Origin of the sequence: Variovorax rhizosphaerae, assembly GCF_037889975.1 — a bacterium.
In the GTDB taxonomy this organism is placed as follows: Bacteria; Pseudomonadota; Gammaproteobacteria; order Burkholderiales; family Burkholderiaceae_C; genus Variovorax; species Variovorax rhizosphaerae.
The window spans coordinates 44,929-64,698 of the sequence record NZ_JBBKZT010000030.1 but is presented as its reverse complement, the minus strand read 5'-3'; the positions used below and the strand labels follow the sequence as shown (position 1 = coordinate 64,698).

Genomic DNA, 19,770 nt, shown 5'->3' with positions numbered 1-19,770 from the left:
ACTGGCCTGTTCTCCATTCAAGGCTTCTGTTCATGTTCAAGAAAATCCTGATTGCCAACCGCGGAGAGATCGCCGTGCGGCTGGTGCGCGCCTTGCGCGACCTCGACATCGCCAGCGTGGGCGTCTTCGCGAAGGACGATGCGCAGGCGCTGCATGTGCGGCTGGCCGACAAGGCGGTGGCGCTGGATGCGACCGGTCCGTCCGCCTACCTCGACATCGCCGCGCTGATCGCGATGGCGCGGGCCGAGGGTTGCGATGCGGTGCATCCGGGCTACGGCTTCCTCAGCGAGCGTGCCGACTTTGCGCAGGCTTGCGCCGATGCGGGGCTGGTGTTCATCGGGCCGACGCCGGAGCAGTTGGCTTTGTTTGGCGACAAGGCGCGTGCACGCGAACTCGCCGCGCAATGCGATGTGCCGGTGATGCCGGGCAGCGCGGGCGCGGTGACGCTGGCGCAGGCGCAGGCCTTCTTTGCGGCGCAGGTTGCGGAGGGGGGCGATGCGGGTCGTCCTGCGAGCGAGGCCCGCGCGGGCGTGATGGTCAAGGCCATCGGCGGTGGCGGCGGTCGCGGCATGCGCGCGGTGTTGCGCGCCCAGGACTTGGCCGAAGCGCACGCGCGCTGTGTGTCCGAAGCGAAGGCAGCCTTCGGTGTCGATGGCGTGTACGTCGAGCGCCTGATGCTGCATGCGCGGCACATCGAGGTGCAGGTGCTGGGTGACGGCCATGCGGTGGCGAGCCTGGGCGAGCGCGAATGCACGCTGCAGCGGCGCTTCCAGAAACTGGTCGAGATCGCGCCGAGCCCCTCGCTGCCTGAATCGATCCGCGCCGAGGTCACGGCCGCGGCATTGCGCATGGCGAAGGCGGTGGGTTATTGCGGGCTGGGCACGTGGGAGTTCCTGGTCGATGAGCATGCCACCGCATTGCCGTGGGTCTTCATCGAGGCCAATCCGCGCCTGCAAGTCGAGCACACGGTGACGGAAGCGGTGACGGGGCTGGACCTCGTCCAACTGCAAATTGCTGTTGCATCGGGTCAGCGGCTGAATGAACTCGGCATCGAGGCCGACCGCACGGCGCACCAGCGCGGCTTCGCCGTGCAATGGCGCATCAATGCCGAGACGCTCGACGCACAAGGCAATGCGCGGCCCGCCAGTGGCACGCTCTCGCGCTTCGACCTGGCCGAAGGCCCGGGCGTGCGCGTCGACAGCCACGGCTACGCCGGACTTGCGCCATCGCCGCACTACGACACGCTGCTGGCCAAGCTCATCGTGCAGTCTTCCACGCCCCGTTTCGCGGACGCTTTGCGCCGCTCCTCGCGTGCGCTGGAGGAGTGCCGGATCGAGGGAATCGCGACCAACCTTTCGTTGCTGCGCGCCATCGCGGCACGGCCGGAGTTCTCGTCGCAGCACGTGCACACACGCTTCGTCGAACAGCACCTCGCGGAGTTGCTGTCCAGCGCCGCGCAACTCGATGCAGCGATGCAGAAGTCGGCCACGCCCGTCCACGCGGCAGCCGTGAAGCCCGGCATCGAATTCGACGACACCGACGATGCGCTCGTCGTTCGCGCACCCATGGCTGCCAAGCTGGTGCAGTTCGAAGTCGCGGTCGGTGACTTGCTGCCGGCCGGGGCGCAACTCGGCGTGCTCGAAGCCATGAAGATGGAGCATCTGCTGAACGCGCCCCAGGCCGGCCGCGTCGTCGCGTTGTTGGCAGCACCCGGCGACTACCTTGTCGAAGGCCAGCCACTTGTGCAACTCGAAGCCGTCGATGCGCAATCGGTCGAGGCCGAGGCGCAGGCCGCGCACGACCTGTCGCTGATTCGCCCGGACCTCCAAAAGGTCATCGACCGCCACGCCCCCACGCTCGACATCAACCGCAAGGCCGCCGTCGACAAGCGCCACGCACAAGGCGGCCGCACCGCACGCGCCAACATCGCCGACCTCTGCGACCTCGCCAGCGACCCGGGCAACTTCCTCGAATACGGCGCCCTCGCCATCGCCGCGCAAACGCGCCGCCGCAAGCTCGATGACCTCATCGCCAACACGCCGGCCGACGGCATGGTCACTGGCATCGGCAGCATCAATGCCAGGCAGTTCGGCCCCGAGAAATCGCGCTGTGCCGTGCTGGCCTACGACTACACGGTGCTCGCCGGCACGCAGGGCATGCGCAACCATGCCAAGACCGATCGCCTGCTGGGCATCGCGCACCAGTTGAAGCTGCCCGTCGTGCTGTTCGCCGAAGGCGGCGGCGGCCGGCCCGGCGACACCGACATGCCGATCGTCGCCGGCCTCAACAACCACACCTTCAGCCAGTTCGCGGCGCTGTCGGGCAAGGTGCCGGTGGTCGGCATCGTGCATGGCCGCTGCTTCGCGGGCAATGCAGCGCTGCTGGGTTGCAGCGACGTCATCATCGCCACGCGCGGCAGCAACATCGGCATGAGCGGCCCCGCGATGATCGAGGGCGGCGGACTCGGCACCTTCGCGCCGGAGCAGATCGGGCCGAGTGGCGTGCAGTCGAAGAACGGCGTGATCGATGTGCTGGTGCAGGACGAGGCCGAGGCCGTCTCGGTTGCCAAGCAATACATCTCCTACTTCCAAGGCGCCACGACGGACTGGCATTGCGCCGACCAGCGCATCCTGCGCCACGCGATCCCCGAGAACCGCCTGCGCGTGTACGACGTGCGCGCCGCGATGCGCGGCATCGTCGACAGCGGCTCGCTGCTGGAACTGCGCGCGAGCTTCGGCGCGGGCATCCTCACCGCGCTGGCGCGCATCGAGGGCAAGCCCATCGGCCTCATCGCCAACAACCCGCATCACCTCGGTGGCGCCATCGACGTCGACGCGGCGGACAAGGCCGCGCGCTTCATGCAACTGTGCAACGCGCATGGCCTGCCCATCGTCTCGCTGTGCGACACGCCGGGCTTCATGGTCGGCCCGGAGATCGAGGCGCAGGCGCAGGTGCGCCATGTGTGCCGCATGTTCATGGTCGCCGCGCACTTGCGCGTGCCGTACTTCTGCGTGGTGCTGCGCAAGGGCTACGGCTTGGGCGCGCAGGCGATGGCAGCGGGCGGCTTCGACGCGCCGGTGTTCACCGTCGCCTGGCCCACCGGCGAGTTCGGCGCGATGGGCCTCGAAGGCGCGGTGCGGCTGGGCTTCCGCAAGGAACTCGAAGCCGTGGCCGAAGGCACCGAGCGCGATGCGTTGTTCAAGAGGCTCGTGGACCAGCAATACGCCAACGGCGAGGCCATCAACATGGCGCAGACGCTGGAGATCGATGCGGTGATCGACCCGGCCGAGACGCGTGCCTGGCTGGTGCGCGGCCTGGCTTCGGCCTCGCGCACGCCGGAACCGGCCGTGGCGTACGTCGACACCTGGTAGCGCGGGCAGCAGCGCATTCCGGGCCTGGCCGGACGCTGCGGTCCGGCGATTCCGCTGTTCACGCGAGTGGCCGGTTCGTGCACCCGTAACCGGGGCCGAACAGGCCCTAAACTGCGCCGTTTCCGCCGTCTGAAAGCTGCATGAAATCCTGGCGCGATTGCCTGCTCCGTCCCGCGTTGGCCGCATTCGCATCGCTGGCGATCCTGTGTTCGCCCGCGATGGCGCAGTCGCGTTCCGATGCGCCGCGCTGGATCGCCAGTTGGGTCGCTGCGCCGCAAGGCCTGCCGCCGCCCGTCGTGAATGGCGCGCATGCCGCACCCCCGCTCGCGTTCCAGGCGCAGACCGTGCGCGAGCGCGTGTTTCCGACGATCAGCGGCGAGCAGGCGCGCGTGCGCTTCTCCAACCGCTTCGGCGCCGCGCCGCTGCACATGGCCGAGGCGACCATCGCATTGGGCACCGGCGGCAGCGCCGTGTCGCCGGCCTCGTTGCAACCGCTGCTGTTCGGCGGGCGTCCCGACGTCACCATCGCGCCCGGCGCCGACGCCTGGAGCGATGCGGTCCCGGTCCCGGTGCGGGCCGGGCAGGCGATGGCGATCAGCTTCTACCTCGACCAGCGCACGCCCTTCGGCACGGTCCACCAGATCCCGGTCGGCGCGAGCTGGATCGCGCCCGGCAATGCGGTGGGCGATGCGACGCTTCCAGCAGCCGCCCCGTCGGCCTGGAACCACATCGTGACCGGGCTCGATGTGATGTCGCGCGGCCCCGCGCGCGTCGTGGTGGCCTTCGGCGACTCGATCACCGAGGGCGTCAACGGCTTTGCGCCGGTGCTGGGGCGCTACCCCGACCGGCTGGCCGAGCGGCTGCGCGATGGCGCGCCTGGGAGCCCGGTGGTGTCGGTGCTCAACGCCGGCATCGCGGGCAATCGCCTGCTCAGCGAAGGGATCGGCCCGTCCGGCATCGACCGCTTCGCGCGCGACGTTCTGGCCCAGAGCGGCGTGACGCATGCCATCGTCCTGTTGGGTATCAACGACATCGGCGTTGAGACTTTCAGCGGCGGCCCCGGCAGCGGGCTGCCTTCCGCCACTCGCACGGCCAGCGCCGAACGCCTCATCGCCGGGTTGCAGCGGCTGGTCGACATGGCCCGCGCGCGCGGTGTGAAGGTGCTTCTCGGCACCTTGATGCCGGTGAAAGGCAGCCCCTACTGGAGCGCGCAGAACGAGCAGATACGGCAGGCCGTGAACCACTGGATCCGCGAACAGCGGGCGGTCAATCCGGTGGTGGATTTCGATGCCGCGTTGCGCGATCCGCAGGATCCGCAAGCGCTCAATCCGCTCTACGACAGTGGTGACCACCTGCATCCCGGTGACGCGGGCAATGCGGCGATGGCGGCTGCCATCGACCCGCGCGACCTGATGCAGTAGGGGCGCTGTCCTGTAACTCACGGCGGCGGCTCTTTACCTGCGTGCCGGCATTGCGCTGACAGAGCGTTTACAGGGCGGCTGCACCATGAAGGCTCCTGCAACTCATGAGGAGTACCCCATGAAAAAGATCATTCTTGCCGCCGCTGCCGCCACCGTCCTGGGAATGGGCGCGTTCGCCATCCCGACGGCCGCGCAAGCCCAAGGCATCAGCGTGCAGATCGGCCAGCCTCCGCCGCCGCCGCGCGCGGAACGCGCACCGCCGCCGCGCCGTGGCTACGTCTGGGCACCGGGTCACTGGGAAGCACGCCATGGCCGCTACGCATGGACCGGCGGCACCTGGGTGCGCGCCCGTCCTGGCTATGCCTACCGCGCGCCGGAATGGCGTGAGCAAGACGGCCGCTACGTGTATCGCAGCGGTTCCTGGGACCGGGACCGCGACGGTGTGCCGAACCAGCATGACCGCCGCCCGGACAATCCTCACCGCAGCTGAGGCCGCAGCCTCGTGACGCAAGACGCCCGCCTGCAAATGGCGGGCGTCTTGCCTTGTGGATGCCGACGCGGCGCCACGTCGGCCGACGACAGTCCTCGCGCCTACAACAGGCGAAACGCCAGCGGCATCAGCAACGCGGCCAGCACCACCTGCATGCCCAGCGCCAGCCCCGCATAGGCGCCGGCATCGGCATTCACATGCAGGGCGCGCGCCGCGCCGATGCCATGCGCCGCGGTTCCCAGCGCAAAGCCGCGGGCCGACATGCCGGTGGCATCAGTCGCGATGCGCAGCATGTCGAAAAGGTACTTGCCCGACAGCGCGCCGACCATCCCGGTCAGCACCGCGAACACCGCCGACAGCGCCGGGATGCCGCCGATCTTCTCGGCGATGCCCATGGCCACTGGCGCCGTCACCGACTTGGGCGCGAGCGACACCACCACGTCATGCGGCAGGCCGACCGCCCAGCCGAGCGCAATGGCCGATCCGCTGGCCGCGATGCCGCCCAACAGCGAGGCCATCAACAGTCGCCCATAGCGTGCGCGCAACTCGGCCCGCCGCAGCCACAAGGGCCAGGCCAGCGCGACCACCGCCGGCCCCAGCAGGAAGTGAATGAACTGCGCCCCTGCAAAGTAGGTCGGGTAGTCGACGCCCGTGGCCAGCAGCACGCCGGCAATCGCCAGCACCGACCACATCACCGGGTTGGCCCACGGCGCGTTGCCAAGCCGGTTGTAGGCGGCCTGCGCGAGCAGGTAGACCACCAGCGTCGCGGTCAGGCCGAACAGCGGCGTGGCCGAGAGATAGATCCAGAGCTCGACGAAGCGCGGCATCAGGACTTCGCCTTCTTCTGGCGGTCCGGCCAGTACAGCACCAGGGCCGTCACGCCCAGGCCGATCCAGGTCGACAGCGCGATGACCAGCAACATGCGCCCGCCGTACTGGCTCACCAGCGCGAGATGGGTCATCACGCCCACGCCAACCGGGATGAACAACAGGGACAGGTGCTGCAGCAGGAAGGTCGCGCATTCGCCGACAGGGACGCGTACGCGTTCGAAGCGAAGGCCCACCAGCATCAACACCATGCCGAGCACCGGTCCCGGCAGGGGCAGCGAAAGGCCGCGCGACAGCGCCTCGCCGATCGACTGGAACACCAGCAGCCAAGCCAAGCCACGCAGGCCGTTCATCCCTGGACGGCCTTCGCAATTCCTTCGCGCCGCAATGGCTGCAATGACGTGTCGAGTGTGTTCATCGCGAAAGACTCTACGTCAACTCGATGACCCGCGCGAGCCGTCAGCGCCAGTCAACCAGTTCAAGCGTTTCGTCGACGCGGAAGGCGTTGCCACCGTTGCCACCCTGGGTCCTGGCTTCGAAGCGCACCACGCGTGCCAGTTCGGGTGACCACCACGCGCTGGCACGAAACACACCCGAGGGCGCATTGTTGAGCGTGGCGCCCGCGCCGCGCTGCGTGTGACCGCGATAGTCGACCTGCACCACCTTCAGCTCACGCCCGGCCACCGTCATGGTGGATCGCTCGACGACGGTGGCCCGAAGATCCATCTTGATCGAGGTGCCGCCGCGATCGACCCGGTAGGCCGTCGACCAGGTCGACCCATCGGCCAAGTCGCCGCGAATCCAGCCACCGGGCGGCATCACGACATCGAATTCGCCGGCGATCGGTGCGCTGACGCTGATGACTTCGCCATCCGGCTTCTCGATCCAGCCGCCGTTGTTGAAGCTGCGGCGCTCGGGCGTCGATTCGTCGAGGCGATAGACCACCTTGCGCGTCGTGCGGTCCTCCCGCAGCGTGTATTCCAGGACACGCAGCTCGGCCGGACCGGTCGTGCCCGCAGCGGCCGGGGCGGTGCCGGCCGGCGCTTGCACGGGCAGTCCGGCCAGCGCCACGCGACCTCGCGCCGGCACCTCGGCGATCCATGTCGCCGGCATCGCGAGATTCGAAGGCGAGCCGTTCAAGGTCCTGGCCCCCAGCAGGCCCGCGAGGCGACCCTGCGCATCGAACAGCGCCGCGCCTTCAAGGCCTGCTTCCGGCGCGGCGGCCAATTGCAGGGCCTGCAGCGTGCCGTCATCGGCGCGACGCACGCCGCCCAGCATGCCAAGGCCCAGCGTCAACTCCTTGCCGCGCGGCGCGCCGACCGTGTAGAGCGCCATGCCGACGGCGAGTTCGCGGACGGGCACGACCGCCATCGCCGATGCGGGCAGGTTGGCCACGCGCAACTGGCACAGGCCGCGCGGGAGGTCCGGGAACTCCAGCGTGGCGCCATAGCTGACGTTCTCGCGGCGCAGCGCGACAGCGGCGGCCTTGGCAAGCAGGCCGCAGCTGGTGATCGCCGTGCCCGGTCCCGTGGCGACGGCACTGCCGGTCGCGGTCACGCGGCCCTGGGCGTCGGTGGCCTGCAAGACCCATACGCTGGGCGAGACCTGCTCGAACACCGCTTGCGGTGACAGCGGCGTCGCTGCGCCACGCTGGGCTTGTGCAGAGGCCTCGGTCAGCGACAGCAGCGCCGCGGTCGCCAATGCCGCCAGGAGCACGGGACGCCGTGCATTGCGGGCGGTGCGTGAATTCGAAGTGGTGGTGTTCATCGGCCAGCAGGCAGCAACAGCCGCAGGTCCTGCATCGAGGTGGTGGCGAATGGCTGGGCGTCGGAGGGAGCCGCAGGCGCGGCAGATGCCGCCGCCGCTGACGCGGGTTGTGCCCTTGCCGACTGCGGGATCGCCGCCGCTTCCGACGTGGGTGCAGGCGTTGCTGCGGCAGCCGGTGCCGATGCAGCCGATGCCGAGGCTGTGACCGCGCTCCCAGGTGTCACCGGTACGGAGCCGCCATAGGCGAGGGATGTCAATCGGCCCTTGGCCTCGGACTCGCCGAGCATCTGGAACGAGGGCCGCCCGACGAGGAGGCCCATGTCCATGCCCATCAACACGTACGACGAAGTCCTGGCCTTCACCGTCACGTTGATGCTGCTTTCGGACTCGGTGCTGGCGCTCGCGCGGTAGGCGCCCGCCGGGCGGTCGACAAAGAAGAAGCTGTTGGGTTGCGACTTGCCGACCACCTGGTTGTTGAGCCGCACCTCGGGCTGCACGGCCGCGCCGAATGCGGAGTCACGCAGGAAAACAATGCGGCCCTGGTTCTCGTCCAGGGATGGCAGGTTCTTTTCGACTTCGGAATAGCGCGGACCCGTCGCGCCACAGCCCGTCAGGAACAGTGCCCAGACGGACACTGCCAGCCAGATCGTCCACTGTCTCATCGCGCGCCTCCTCAATGAATATGGCGCGCGATGTTACACACCCGCGGATGCGACGCGCGCCGGGCCGCCGCTCCAATCAAGCGCGCCCCCTGGGAGCCCTGTGAACGCGCGAAGTGCCGGGCGCGGGGCAACATGCCCCCGATCGGATGTCGTCAGCGGAACACCACGGTGCGGTGCCCGTTCAACAGCACCCGATGCTCGCTGTGCCACTTCACCGCACGCGCCAGCACCTGGCTCTCGGTGTCGCGGCCGCGGGCGGTCAGGTCTTCCACTGTGTCGGTGTGGTCGGCGCGGGCCACGTCCTGCTCGATGATCGGGCCTTCGTCCAGGTCGGCGGTCACGTAGTGGGCCGTCGCGCCGATCAGCTTCACGCCGCGGTCGTGCGCCTGGTAGTAGGGCTTGGCGCCCTTGAAGCTCGGCAGGAAGGAGTGGTGGATGTTGATCGCGCGGCCGGCCAGCTTCTGGCACAGGTCGTTGCTGAGGATCTGCATGTAGCGGGCCAGCACGACGAGCTCGGCGCCTTCGGATTCGATGATCTCGAGCTGCTTCGCCTCGCCCTGCGCCTTGGTTGCGGCCGTCACCGGGATGTGGTGGAAGGGCACGTTGTAGCTGGCGGCCAGCTGGTAGAAGTCGCGGTGGTTCGAGACGATGGCGCGGATGTCGATGTGCAGGTGGCCGCTCTTCCAGCGGAACAGCAGGTCGTTCAGGCAGTGGCCGTCCTTGCTGACCAGGATCACCGTCTTCATCGGCACGTTGGCGGCGTGCAGCTGCCAGTTCATGCCGAAGCTAGTGGCCAGCACGCCGATCTCCGAGCACAGCGTGGCCTCGTCGTGCTTGTCGCAGGCGAAGCGCACACGCATGAAGAACAGGCCGGTGTCGTGGTCGTTGTACTGCGCGGCCTCCTCGATGTTGGCGCCGCGCTCCAGCAGGAAACCCGAGACGGCATGCACGATGCCCGTGCGGTCGGGGCAGGAGAGGGTGAGGATGTAGGCGGAATTCATGGAGCCGGCGATTGTCGCAGCGCCGTAAATTCCCTTGCTGACCGGCACAATCGCAGCCAGAACATGAGCAGCGCACCGCCCCGCATCCCGCCCATCCAGGGCCTGTTGGCTTTCGAGGCCGTGGCGCGCCTGCGCAGCGTGACGCTGGCGGCCGAAGAACTGGCGGTCACGCCCAGCGCGGTCAGCCACCGCATCAAGCAACTGGAATCGCAACTCGCGCTCAAGCTCTTCGCGCGCAACGACTTCGGCCTCAGCGCGGACGGTGCGGCCTACCTGGCGCGGGTGCGCGAAGCGTTGGCCGCGTTGCAGCAGGTGCCTGGCCGCGCCGATGCGGGAAGGACTGCCGTCACCCGCTTGCGCGTCGCCGTCACGCCCACCTTCTCGCGCCAGTTGCTGCTTCCCCGGCTGGCGCTGTTCCGCCATGCGTACCCGGAGATCGAGCTGACGCTGCAGGTCGCCATCCCGGTGCAGAACGTGACGGCGGAGGAGGCCGATATCGAATTGCGCTTCGGCAGCGGTCCCTTCGCGGACCGCGAGTCCATGCACCTGCTGTCGGACGAGGTGTGCCCGGCCTGCAGCCCCGATTACCTCAACGAGGCGGGCCCCTTCGATGGGTTCGACACCGTGGCTTCGATCGCTCGGGCGCGCCTGATCCGCTCGCCGCTGGAGCCTTGGCGTACCTGGTTCAAGGCCTGCGGCATCACGCAGGCCGAGCCCAGTGCCGGTGCACAGTTCAACGACCTGGGCCTGGCGCTGGATGCCGCAGTCGCGGGCTTCGGCGTGGTGCTGCTGCGCCTGCGACTGGGCCAGGCCTGGCTCGACAGCGGGCGGCTGGTGCGCTTGTCACGCAACAGCGTGCGCTCGCCGCACGACTACTTCCTCTGCTGGAGGCCGGGCACGTTGCAGCGTTGGGAGTGCGCGGCCTTTGTGGATTGGTTGCGCGCGGCATTGCGCGAATAACCCAATCCACCCCGGACGCGCATGTGGCGTCCGCACCGTCGCCAGGACTGACTGCTTTCGGGTGCCCGAGAACGGGCGTCGCCGTGTTCGCCCCGGGTTCATGGGACGCGGCTGGCGCGCATCGCCATGATTTTCGTGGCCGGGACGTGGACCTCCGTTGTGGCCATGACCCGGTACGAGCCGGCGCGCCGATTGAAAAGTTTTCACGCGGGCGGGCAGCGCTTTTCATGCGGCCTGCGGCGATGCATTCCTACAGTTGCGGAGCGCCCCGCCCGGCGTTCCGGCGCGCGGGACCCAGCAGAAGAACCTTCGAGGAGACACAACCCTATGACCTGGCAGCAGATCTACGACCCGTTCGGCAACATGATCATTTCCACCGCGCTGGCCGCGATTCCGGTGGTGGTGATGCTGGCCTGCCTGGGCTTCTTCCACATCAAGGCGCACATCGCTGCAGGGCTGGGCCTGCTGGCCGCACTGCTGGTGGCCGTGTTCGCCTACGGCATGCCCGCCGACATGGCCGGACGCGCGGCGCTGTTCGGCGGCTTCACCGGGCTGCTGCCCATCGGCTGGATCGTGCTCAACATCATCTTCCTGCAGCAGCTCGCCGAGCAGAACGGCAGCTTCAAGGTGCTGCAGGATTCGCTCTCGGGCATCACCGAGGACCGGCGCATCCAGTTGCTGCTGATTGCCTTCTGCTTTGGCGCGTTCTTCGAGGGTGCGGCGGGCTTCGGGACACCGGTGGCGGTGACGGCGGGCATCCTGATCGGGCTGGGCTTCTCGCCGCTGGCGGCCTCCGGACTTTCGCTGATCGCCAACACTGCCCCCGTGGCTTTCGGTGCGCTCGGCACGCCGGTCATCACGTTGGCCAAGGTGCACGGCTACGACCTCATGGAAGTCACGGCCATGATCGGCCGGCAACTTCCCTTCTTCTCGCTGCTGGTGCCCTTCTGGCTCATCTGGGCCTTCGCGGGGCGCAAGGGAATGATGGAGATCTGGCCGGCGATCCTGGTGACGGGCCTGTCCTTCGCCATCCCGCAATACCTGGTCTCCAACTTCATCGGCCCGGAACTGGTGGACATCATCGCGGCCATCGTCTCGATGGTGAGCCTCGTGCTGTTCCTGCGCGTGTGGCAGCCCAAGAAGATCTGGCACTCGCCGTCCCTGCGCGGCAAGGACGTGAGCGCCCATGAAGCCAAGCCGCCCGCGCCCATCGTGGTGCATCCGCGTGCGGAGCTGATCCGTGCGTGGACGCCGTGGCTGATCCTGTCGGTGTTCGTCTTCGTCTGGGGCCTGCCGCCGGTCAAGGCCGCGCTCAACGGCATTTTCGCGCCGTCCTTCCCGATGGCCGGGCTGCACAACATGATCGACAAGATGCCGCCGGTGGTGCCCACGCCGCACAAGGAATCGGCGGTCTATGTGCTCAACCTGCTGTCGTCCACGGGCACCGGCATCCTGCTGTCAGCGATCGTGAGCGCGCTGTTCATGAAGTACAACCCGGTCGAGATCGTGCGCACCTTCTTCCGCACGCTGTGGCTGGTGCGCTACTCGCTGCTGACGATCGTGCTGATGCTGGCGCTGGGCACCTTGACCCGCTTCTCCGGTACCGACACCACGCTGGGCTTGGCCTTTGCGAACACCGGTGCGTTCTATCCCTTCTTCGGCACGCTGATGGGCTGGATCGGGGTGGCGATGACGGGCTCGGATACGGCTTCGAACGTGCTGTTCGGCGGCATGCAGAAGGTGGCGGCGGAACAGCTCGGCCTGAGCCCGAACCTGATGGGCGCGGCCAACAGTTCGGGCGGGGTGATGGGCAAGATGATCGATGCGCAGTCGATCGTGGTGGCCTCCACCGCCACGCGCTGGTTCGACCGTGAAGGCGACATCCTGCGCTACGTGTTCTTCCACTCGATCGCGCTGGCCGCGCTGGTGGGGCTGTACGTGACCTTGCAGGCTTATGTGTGGCCGTTCACCTTGATGGTCGTTCATTGATCTCGTCCCCGGAGAAGGAGCAGCCATGCAAGCGCCCCCTGTGAATCCCCGCGTCGGCCTGTTCGCCACCTGCCTGGTCAACATCATGCGCCCGAGCATCGGCATGGCCTCCCTGCAGTTGCTGGAGGAAGCCGGCTGCCGCGTCGAAGTGCCGCTGGCCCAGACCTGCTGCGGCCAGCCGATGTTCAACAGCGGCGACACGCGCGGTGCGGCGCGGCTGGCGCGACAGTTCATCGAGACCTTCGAGCCCTTCGACTTCGTCGTGATCCCGTCCGGCTCCTGCGCGGGCATGACGAAGGCGCACTACGAGGAAGCGCTGGCCGACGACCCGGCCTGGGCCGAGCGCGCCCGTCAACTGGCCACGCGCACCTGGGAGATCACGAGCTTTCTCACCGACGTGATGCGCTTCGCGCCCAAGGGCCGCTCGCTGCAGGCCACGGCCACGTACCACGACAGTTGTTCCGGTCTGCGTGAGCTGGGCGTCCACGACCAGCCCCGCGCGCTGCTGCAGCAGGTGGGTGGGCTGGAGATGCGCAAGCTCGAAGGCTCGGACGTGTGCTGCGGTTTTGGTGGCACCTTCTGCGTGAAGTACGCGGCCATCTCCAACGGCATCGTCGATGAAAAGGCCGTGGCGGTCGAACGCACCGGCGCCGGCATGCTGCTCGGCGGCGACCTTGGCTGCCTGATGAACATGGCCGGCAAGCTGAGCCGGCGGCAGTCGAACGTGCGCGTGATGCACACCGTCGAGGTGCTCGCCGGCATGGCCGATGCGCCGGCCATCGGCGAAGCAGAAGCGCGGTCCTGACCATGCAAGCCCAGCCCATCCACTTCAAGGCCCGCGCCGCGGCAGCGCTGGCCGACCCGACGCTCAAGACCGCCATCGAGCGCACCACCGGCACGGCGGAGCGCAAGCGCGCACTGGCACTGGAGAGCTTCCCCGAGTTCGAAGTCGCGCGCCGCCTGGGCAAGCGCATCAAGGACCATGTGATCGCCAACCTCGACCACTACCTGGTCGAGTTCGAACGCAACGCCATCGCTTCCGGCGCGAAAGTGCACTGGGCGGCGACGGCCAGCGAGGCATCGCGCATCGTGGTCGACCTGTGCAAGGCGGCCGGCGCCCAGCGCGTGACGCGCGTCAAGTCGATGCTCGGCGAGGAGATCGGCCTGCCGCACGCGCTCGACGAAGCCGGCATCGAGCGCGTCGAGACCGACCTGGCCGAGCACATCGTGCAACTCGGCGGCGACACGCCCTCGCACATCATCTGGCCCTCCATGCACCGCACGCGAGAGCAGGTGTCGGAGATGTTCCACAAGTCGCACCGCGCACCACACCGGGAGGAGACCATCGAGGCCATGGTTGACAGCGCGCGGCGCGAGTTGCGCGACAAGTTCCTGTCGGCCGACGTGTCCATCTCCGGCGCCAACTTCCTCGTGGCCGACACCGGCGCGACCTGCACCGTCACCAACGAGGGCAATGCCGAACTCACGACCACGCCGCCGCGCGTGCACATCGTGACGGCCGGCATCGAGAAACTCGTGCCCAGCACGACGCACGCCTTCGCGCTCCTGCGCCTGCTGGTGCGCTCGGCCACCGGCGGCGACATCACGCAATACACCACCTTCCATTGCGGCCCGAAGCAGCCCGGCGACCGCGACGGACCGGAGGAGTTCCACATCGTCCTGGTCGACAACGGCCGTTCGCGCATGCTGAAGGAAGGCCTCAGGGAGATGCTGCGCTGCATCCGCTGCGGCGCCTGCATGAACCATTGCGTGGTGTTCCGGCAGGTGGGCGGCCATGCGTATGGCGGCACCTATCCCGGCCCGATGGGCGCCGTGCTGACGCCGGTCTTCGACGGCCTGCAAAAAGGCCGGGAGCTGGCGCATGCCTGCACCATGAACGGCCGTTGCCAGCAGGTGTGTCCGGTCGACATTCCCTTGCCCACATTGCTGCGCGGCTGGCGCGACAAGTCGTGGCGCGAGGGGTTGGAGCCGGCGTCGGTGCGGGCCGGCCTGTGGGTCTACACCTTCGTCACATCTCGGCCCTGGCTGTACCGGTTTGGAACCGCGGTGGCGGTGCGAGCCATGCGCGCATTCAAGCGCGACGGCAAGCTGCGCGGCCTGCCGCTGGTGGGCGGCTGGACGCAGTACCGGGACTTCCCGGCGCCGGCCCAGCGCACCTTCCTTGAAATGATGCGCGACCGCGACGCAATGCAAAAGCCGGAGGCGCGACCATGAGCGAAGCCCGACGACCCCAAGGCGCTTGCGCCGCAGCGCAAAAGCGCAGAGGTTTCCGAGTGCGCGCCGCCCGTTCGACCGAAGGCGCTCGTGCCGCTTCACGCAGCATGGAGACACGTCAATGAATTCTCGCGACACCATCCTCGCCGCCGTGCGTGGCGGCCTCGGCGGCCAGACCGTCGATGCCGAGCGCGTGCGTCGCGAAGCGGCCAGCCTGCTCGATGGCTCCGAAGCCGCGCGTCCTGCATACGCAGCCACCGCCCCCGTCGTCGACCTGTTCGCCGCCCGCGTGACTTCGCCCAAGGTTTCCGCCTCCATCGACTACGTCGCGCAGCTGCAGGACATGCCCGCCGCCGTCGCCCGCTACCTCGATGCCAAGGGCTTGCCCCAGCGCATCGCCCTGCAACCCGCGGTGGCGCTGCGCGCATTGGATTGGTCCGGTTTTGAACTGCCCGATACCCTGACGGCCAACGAGCCGGTGGGCGTCGGCATGGCGCTCTGGGGCATCGCGGAGACAGGTTCGCTCGTCTTCCACTCCGGCCCGGAAACACCCATCCTCGCCAACTTCCTGCCGCTGCACCACATCGTGCTGGTGCGCGCAGCGACCATCGTGCGCTACCTGGAGGACTATGCCGCTGCCGCCCAGTCCACCGGCCGCCCGCCGCCGCGCAACGTGAACATCATCACCGGCGCCAGCGGCACGACCGACATCGAAGGCAGCCTGGTGCTGGGCGCGCACGGCCCCAAGTACCTGCACATCGTCATCGCCGCAACGACCTGACTCCTGCCAAACGGCCGATGCCCTCGCCCCCCATGCGAAGCGGTGCGAAGTGCCAGAATGTGCGGCTGATACGACTTTGCAATCAAGCGCAGAACAAGGCGGAGTGCCGCAGACAGTGCTGTAGCACGGCAAGGCGATCCAACGCAGTTATGCGCTTGATTGCGAAGTCGTATGAAACCCGCATGCCGTACAGGAGAGACACATGGCCTACACCGACTTCAACATGGACAACCAGTGGTTGCCCTTCACGCCCAACCGCCACTTCAAGAAGGACCCGCGCGTCTTCGTGGCCGCCGACGGCATGGAGTTCACCACGCATGACGGCAAGAAGGTCATCGACGGCATCTCGTCGCTGTGGTGCGTCGGCGCCGGCCACAACCGCAAGCCCATCAATGAGGCCATCAAGGCCCAGCTCGATACGCTCGACTACGCCACCGCCTTCCAGGTCAGCAACGACAAGGCCTTCAAGGCCGCCGAAATGATCGCGGCGATGGCGCCCGGCGACCTCAACAAGGTGCTGTTCTGCAACTCCGGCAGCGAAGCCGCCGACACCTCGATGAAAGTGGCGCTCGCTTACCATCGCGCCCGCGGCGAAGGCCATCGCAACCTGTTCATCGGCCGCGAGAAGGGCTACCACGGCGTGGGCTTCGGCGGCATGTCGGTGGGCGGCATCCCGGGCAACCGCAAGGTGTTCGGCTCGGCCTTCCTGCCGCGCGTGGACCACATGCGCTTCATCCACGACCCGGTGAACCATGCCTACGTCCACAACGAACAACCGGTATGGAACGACGATCCGCTGGCCGACCTGGAGCAGCGCATCCTGCCGCTGCACGACCCGAGCAACGTCGCCGCGATCATCGTCGAGCCGATCGCTGGCTCGGCCGGCTGGTACATCCCGCCGAAGGACTACCTCACCAAGCTGCGCGCCATCTGCGACAAGCACGGCATCCTGCTGATCTTCGACGAGGTCATCACCGGCTTCGGCCGCATGGGCACCAACTTCGCGTCGGACTACTTCGGCGTGGTGCCCGACATGCTGAACTTCGCCAAGTGCGTGACCAACGGCGTCATCCCGCTGGGCGGCGTGATCTGCCGCGACAAGCTGTACGACGCGATGATGAAGACCGACGCGCCCGAGCATGTGGTCGAGTTCTTCCACGGCTACACCTACTCGGGTCATCCGGTGGCCTGCGCCGCGGCCATCGCCACGCTGAACCTGTTCCAGCAGGAAGCCCTGTTCTCGCGTGCCGGCGAGATGGGCAAGGTGCTCGGTGATGCATTCCACAGCACCTTCAAGGGCCTGCCGAACGTCATCGGCATCCGCAGCCTGGGCCTGGCCGCGGCGGTGGAACTGGCGCCGATCGCAGGTGCGCCGGGCAAGCGGGCCTACGACATCTTCCTGGAGTGCTTCCACAACGGCGCGCTGGTGCGCCCGGCGGGCGACGTGCTGGTGATCGCGCCGCCATACATCGTCGAGAAGTCGCACATCGACAAGCTGGTCAATACGCTGGCTGACGCCATCAAAAGGAACTAGCTCGCCCCCAGGATCGGCGCCACTGCGTGGCGCTCCTCCAACCCCCTACCGGGGGCAACACCAGCGGCCCGGCAAAGCCGGTTCCGCGGTGTTTCACGCAATTCCGCTACTTGCTGCGCAGCGTCGCGCAGTAGTCCTTCGCGGGCAGCGGAGCCGTCTGCCAGATCGCGTCGTACTCCGGCGCGGCGCGGAGCGGAACGGTCGCCGAAGCCAGCATCTGCACCGACACCACCTTCACATCAGTCGGCATGTGCTGCGGCACGCCCAGCGTCCGCAGCGCGTGCGCATTGCCGCTGATCAGCAACACGGTCTTGCCGGGCTGCCGCGCCTTCACCACCACCTGCGCCATCGAGCGGTCGCGCGCGATCTGGATGCGCGTCATCGGCCCGATCTGCGCGGCCGGCAGCAGGTCGCAATGGCCGCTGCGCACCGCCTCCTCCTGTTGCGCGCGCGCCTTCTCGCTCAGTTGCACATCGAGCGAGACATCGGCCATCGCGTCCTTCATGTGCGATCGCGGCAGGTTGGCGCCGAGCACCGGCACGCCGGCGCGCACAGCCACCATGATCGCGGGACCGTAGTTCTCCCAGGGCCAGCCCTTTTCCTGCCAGCCCAATGCGGTGCGTACCTGGGCCTCGGTCGCGCTGGCGGGGAGGGTGGCCGTGCTGGTGCCGTCGTCGGCCATCTCCAGCGCCAGCGCAGCGAGCTTGCCGCTGTCGACGAGCGCCTGCACGGTCTCGCGCTCGATACGGTGGTGGTCGGCGGCATCGTGCTGTTCACCGAGCAACAAGGCATCGGTCGGCGCCAGTGCCGCGACGCGAGCCGCGATGGGAACATCTGCCGCTGGGCGCATGCCGGTGCATGCGCCCAGCATGAGCGTGGCTGCGGCAAGCAGCGACATCGGGAGGTAACAGGTTCGCGCCATTCGCATCGCGGAATACTACGCGAGGGTGATGAATGAGCGCCCCATGTTGTGGCGCTTCAGACTGTCGGAGAAAGGCGGCTTGCGCGCCGCCCAGACAAAAAAAAGCCGCGTCGAAACGCGGCTTTCAGCCAATGAGACTGCGACGACACCTTCAGTGCATCAGCACCGGGTTCTGCGCCAGTTCAGCATAGCCTTCGAGCGTGTCTTCCACTTCTTCCTGCGTGGGCGTGTTCAACTGCCATGCAGTGATCTTCTGCTGGAACAGTTCAGCCCAGGAGCCGTCGAGGTAAACCTCCTTGCCGGAGCGCTTGTCGACGATTTCAAAGCCGTGCCGCGCCAAGGCGGGGATGTTCGGCGCCGCGGGTGCATCGTCCTCATTGGAGTGCATGTGCACCACAACGAAGGATTCCGAGTCATAGAGCATTTGCATGGCAGGGTGGCTCCGGTAGTCGATTGCATTCATGATGGTTAGATAGCAATCAACGCGCCAGTTTCAAGATGGCCGAGATCTTGCGGGCGGTTTGCCCACAAGAGTGTGATCAATTAGGCATCTAAGGCGTGGTTTTTGCGCGTAGTCGCATGTCGATGATGTCGCCATTGGCTTGCTTCTGCTGGATTCGTACCGGCAGGTAACCGATTTCCGGCGCCAGCCAAAGCTCCAGCTGGTAGTCGAAATCGCGGCGCGGGGCGCGGGAAAGCTTGCGCGCCTTGAATTCGCCGGCAATCACCTCGATGGTCTCCTCGCCTTCGACGTTGAAGACCCACACCTCGGCATCCTTCGGTCCGACCGTCTGGATGCGGATCTTGCTGCCTTGCGGGAAGCGGCTGGCGTCGCCGGCGAGCAATGCACCAAGCTGCATCGCCACGCTGAGGCGGTCCTGCGCGCCGGGCAGCAGCGGCACCGTCGGGGAGTTGTTGCTGAACACCACCTTGCCCTGGTCGCGCACCAGGTGCGAGGCCACTTCGCTCCTGCGCTTCTCGGAGTAGCGCGTGGGCGCGATGCCGCTGGCGTCGACGCGGCCCACGCTGGTCTGGCTCAGGAAGGTCATGAACAGCGCCTTCATCGACAGGCGCGCGTTGTATTCGTCGCCGTCCTGCAGCCAGACCAGTTCGCCGTAGCCGCCGGAATAGGGCTGCGCGCCGCGCTGGCCGCCGACTTCGAACGAGAGCTTGACCGAGCCCGGCAGCACCAGCGGCTGGGTTGCGCCGGTCGTGACCTCGCCCGCGCCGCTCCCTACGCCGCCTGCGCTGCCATCGGCCGTGCCGCCCTCCGGCGCCGTGCCGGAACCCTCGCCCGCCGACGCACCTTCCAGTGCCGGCGACGCTGCGGCCACGGGTACGTCAGGTGCCGGCTCGACCGGAAGCGGATCGGCGGAAGTCTGGGCGGCGAGCACGGGCGGCGGCGCGGGTGCGGGTTCGGTGCGCGGTGGCGTGATCGCGCGCGGGCGTTTGGGCGGTGTGGGCTTTGCCACGCGCGGCGGCGGGGGCGGACTGGCCGCGGCAGGGGCGGGCGCCTCGGCCTTGGCGGCCGGGGGCGTGATGACGATGGTGCGCGTGATGAACTTGTTCTCGAGCGGCAACTGCTCCGGCCCGACGCCGGTTGGAATCAACCCCAGCACCAGTAGATGCGCGGCCAGCACGCCCAGCGTCAACAGCGCAAGCATGCGCCGCGCATGCTGCGACCCATCCGCCGGCAAAGATGCGGCGTCGAGGTTGCGCGGCGGCGGCAAGGGCGTCATGGCGGGGTGGAAAGGCGGGCGGGGCACCCAGCGCCGTGGGGGTACATCGGTACACTGCCGCCCGTTCAATC

Annotated in this window: 17 protein-coding genes; 9 read left to right on the top strand and 8 right to left on the bottom strand. The window is 67.9% G+C overall.

The window, feature by feature from the left end:
* Nucleotides 1-32 precede the first annotated feature (32 nt).
* From WKW82_RS35895 to WKW82_RS35885, 3 genes are all read left to right on the top strand, one after another.
* Entirely contained in the window at nt 33-3,371 is a 3,339-nt protein-coding gene (locus WKW82_RS35895) for a carboxyl transferase domain-containing protein (RefSeq protein WP_340347914.1), read from the top strand.
* Between the two features lie 140 nt (nt 3,372-3,511).
* On the top strand, nt 3,512-4,792 hold the full coding sequence (locus tag WKW82_RS35890) for an SGNH/GDSL hydrolase family protein (RefSeq protein WP_340347913.1): 1,281 nt from the start codon (nt 3,512-3,514) through the stop codon (nt 4,790-4,792).
* 118 nt (nt 4,793-4,910) lie between these two features.
* Nucleotides 4,911-5,282: a YXWGXW repeat-containing protein gene (locus tag WKW82_RS35885; protein ID WP_340347912.1), complete on the top strand. Its 372-nt coding sequence runs from the start codon at nt 4,911-4,913 to the stop codon at nt 5,280-5,282.
* Between the two features lie 101 nt (nt 5,283-5,383).
* Here WKW82_RS35885 and WKW82_RS35880 read toward each other — a convergent pair whose 3' ends face one another.
* From WKW82_RS35880 to purU, 5 genes are all read right to left on the bottom strand, one after another.
* On the bottom strand, nt 5,384-6,109 hold the full coding sequence (locus WKW82_RS35880) for an LrgB family protein (protein WP_340347911.1): 726 nt from the start codon (nt 6,107-6,109) through the stop codon (nt 5,384-5,386).
* Nucleotides 6,109-6,462, bottom strand: a complete 354-nt coding sequence (locus WKW82_RS35875) for a CidA/LrgA family protein (protein WP_340347910.1) — start codon at nt 6,460-6,462, stop codon at nt 6,109-6,111. Before WKW82_RS35875 ends, WKW82_RS35880 begins: the two co-directional genes overlap by 1 nt.
* Before the next feature lie 106 nt (nt 6,463-6,568).
* On the bottom strand, nt 6,569-7,876 hold the full coding sequence (locus tag WKW82_RS35870; protein WP_340347908.1) for a trypsin-like peptidase domain-containing protein: 1,308 nt from the start codon (nt 7,874-7,876) through the stop codon (nt 6,569-6,571).
* A complete protein-coding gene (locus WKW82_RS35865) occupies nt 7,873-8,538 on the bottom strand; it encodes a DUF2846 domain-containing protein (RefSeq protein ID WP_340347907.1) in 666 nt (221 codons plus the stop codon). The genes WKW82_RS35870 and WKW82_RS35865 overlap by 4 nt, the downstream gene beginning before the upstream one ends.
* A 152-nt stretch (nt 8,539-8,690) precedes the next feature.
* Complete coding sequence (purU, locus tag WKW82_RS35860; RefSeq protein WP_340347905.1) at nt 8,691-9,539, bottom strand: formyltetrahydrofolate deformylase; 849 nt, start codon at nt 9,537-9,539, stop codon at nt 8,691-8,693.
* A 63-nt stretch (nt 9,540-9,602) separates the two neighbouring features.
* Between purU and WKW82_RS35855 the strand changes: the two genes are divergently transcribed.
* From WKW82_RS35855 to aptA, 6 genes are all read left to right on the top strand, one after another.
* Nucleotides 9,603-10,499 (top strand): LysR substrate-binding domain-containing protein, encoded by an 897-nt coding sequence (locus WKW82_RS35855; RefSeq protein ID WP_340347904.1) that lies wholly within the window; start codon nt 9,603-9,605, stop codon nt 10,497-10,499.
* A 327-nt stretch (nt 10,500-10,826) separates the two neighbouring features.
* The gene (locus tag WKW82_RS35850) at nt 10,827-12,488 is read left to right on the top strand and encodes an L-lactate permease (protein ID WP_340347903.1); all 1,662 of its coding nucleotides are present in this window, start codon (nt 10,827-10,829) and stop codon (nt 12,486-12,488) included.
* 25 nt (nt 12,489-12,513) lie between these two features.
* The gene (locus tag WKW82_RS35845; RefSeq protein ID WP_340347902.1) at nt 12,514-13,293 is read left to right on the top strand and encodes a (Fe-S)-binding protein; all 780 of its coding nucleotides are present in this window, start codon (nt 12,514-12,516) and stop codon (nt 13,291-13,293) included.
* 2 nt (nt 13,294-13,295) lie between these two features.
* Complete coding sequence (locus WKW82_RS35840; RefSeq protein WP_340347900.1) at nt 13,296-14,723, top strand: lactate utilization protein B; 1,428 nt, start codon at nt 13,296-13,298, stop codon at nt 14,721-14,723.
* Nucleotides 14,724-14,844: 121 nt separating this feature from the next.
* The gene (locus WKW82_RS35835; protein ID WP_340347898.1) at nt 14,845-15,504 is read left to right on the top strand and encodes a LutC/YkgG family protein; all 660 of its coding nucleotides are present in this window, start codon (nt 14,845-14,847) and stop codon (nt 15,502-15,504) included.
* Between the two features lie 202 nt (nt 15,505-15,706).
* Complete coding sequence (gene aptA / locus WKW82_RS35830) at nt 15,707-17,038, top strand: omega-aminotransferase AptA (protein WP_340347896.1); 1,332 nt, start codon at nt 15,707-15,709, stop codon at nt 17,036-17,038.
* A gap of 106 nt (nt 17,039-17,144) precedes the next feature.
* Here the strand turns inward: aptA and WKW82_RS35825 are convergent, their stop codons facing one another.
* From WKW82_RS35825 to WKW82_RS35815, 3 genes are all read right to left on the bottom strand, one after another.
* Nucleotides 17,145-17,936, bottom strand: a complete 792-nt coding sequence (locus WKW82_RS35825) for a ChaN family lipoprotein (RefSeq protein WP_340347895.1) — start codon at nt 17,934-17,936, stop codon at nt 17,145-17,147.
* A gap of 175 nt (nt 17,937-18,111) precedes the next feature.
* Nucleotides 18,112-18,390: a BTH_I0359 family protein gene (locus WKW82_RS35820; protein ID WP_340335108.1), complete on the bottom strand. Its 279-nt coding sequence runs from the start codon at nt 18,388-18,390 to the stop codon at nt 18,112-18,114.
* A 121-nt stretch (nt 18,391-18,511) separates the two neighbouring features.
* The gene (locus WKW82_RS35815; protein WP_340347893.1) at nt 18,512-19,699 is read right to left on the bottom strand and encodes a DUF3108 domain-containing protein; all 1,188 of its coding nucleotides are present in this window, start codon (nt 19,697-19,699) and stop codon (nt 18,512-18,514) included.
* Nucleotides 19,700-19,770 lie beyond the last annotated feature (71 nt).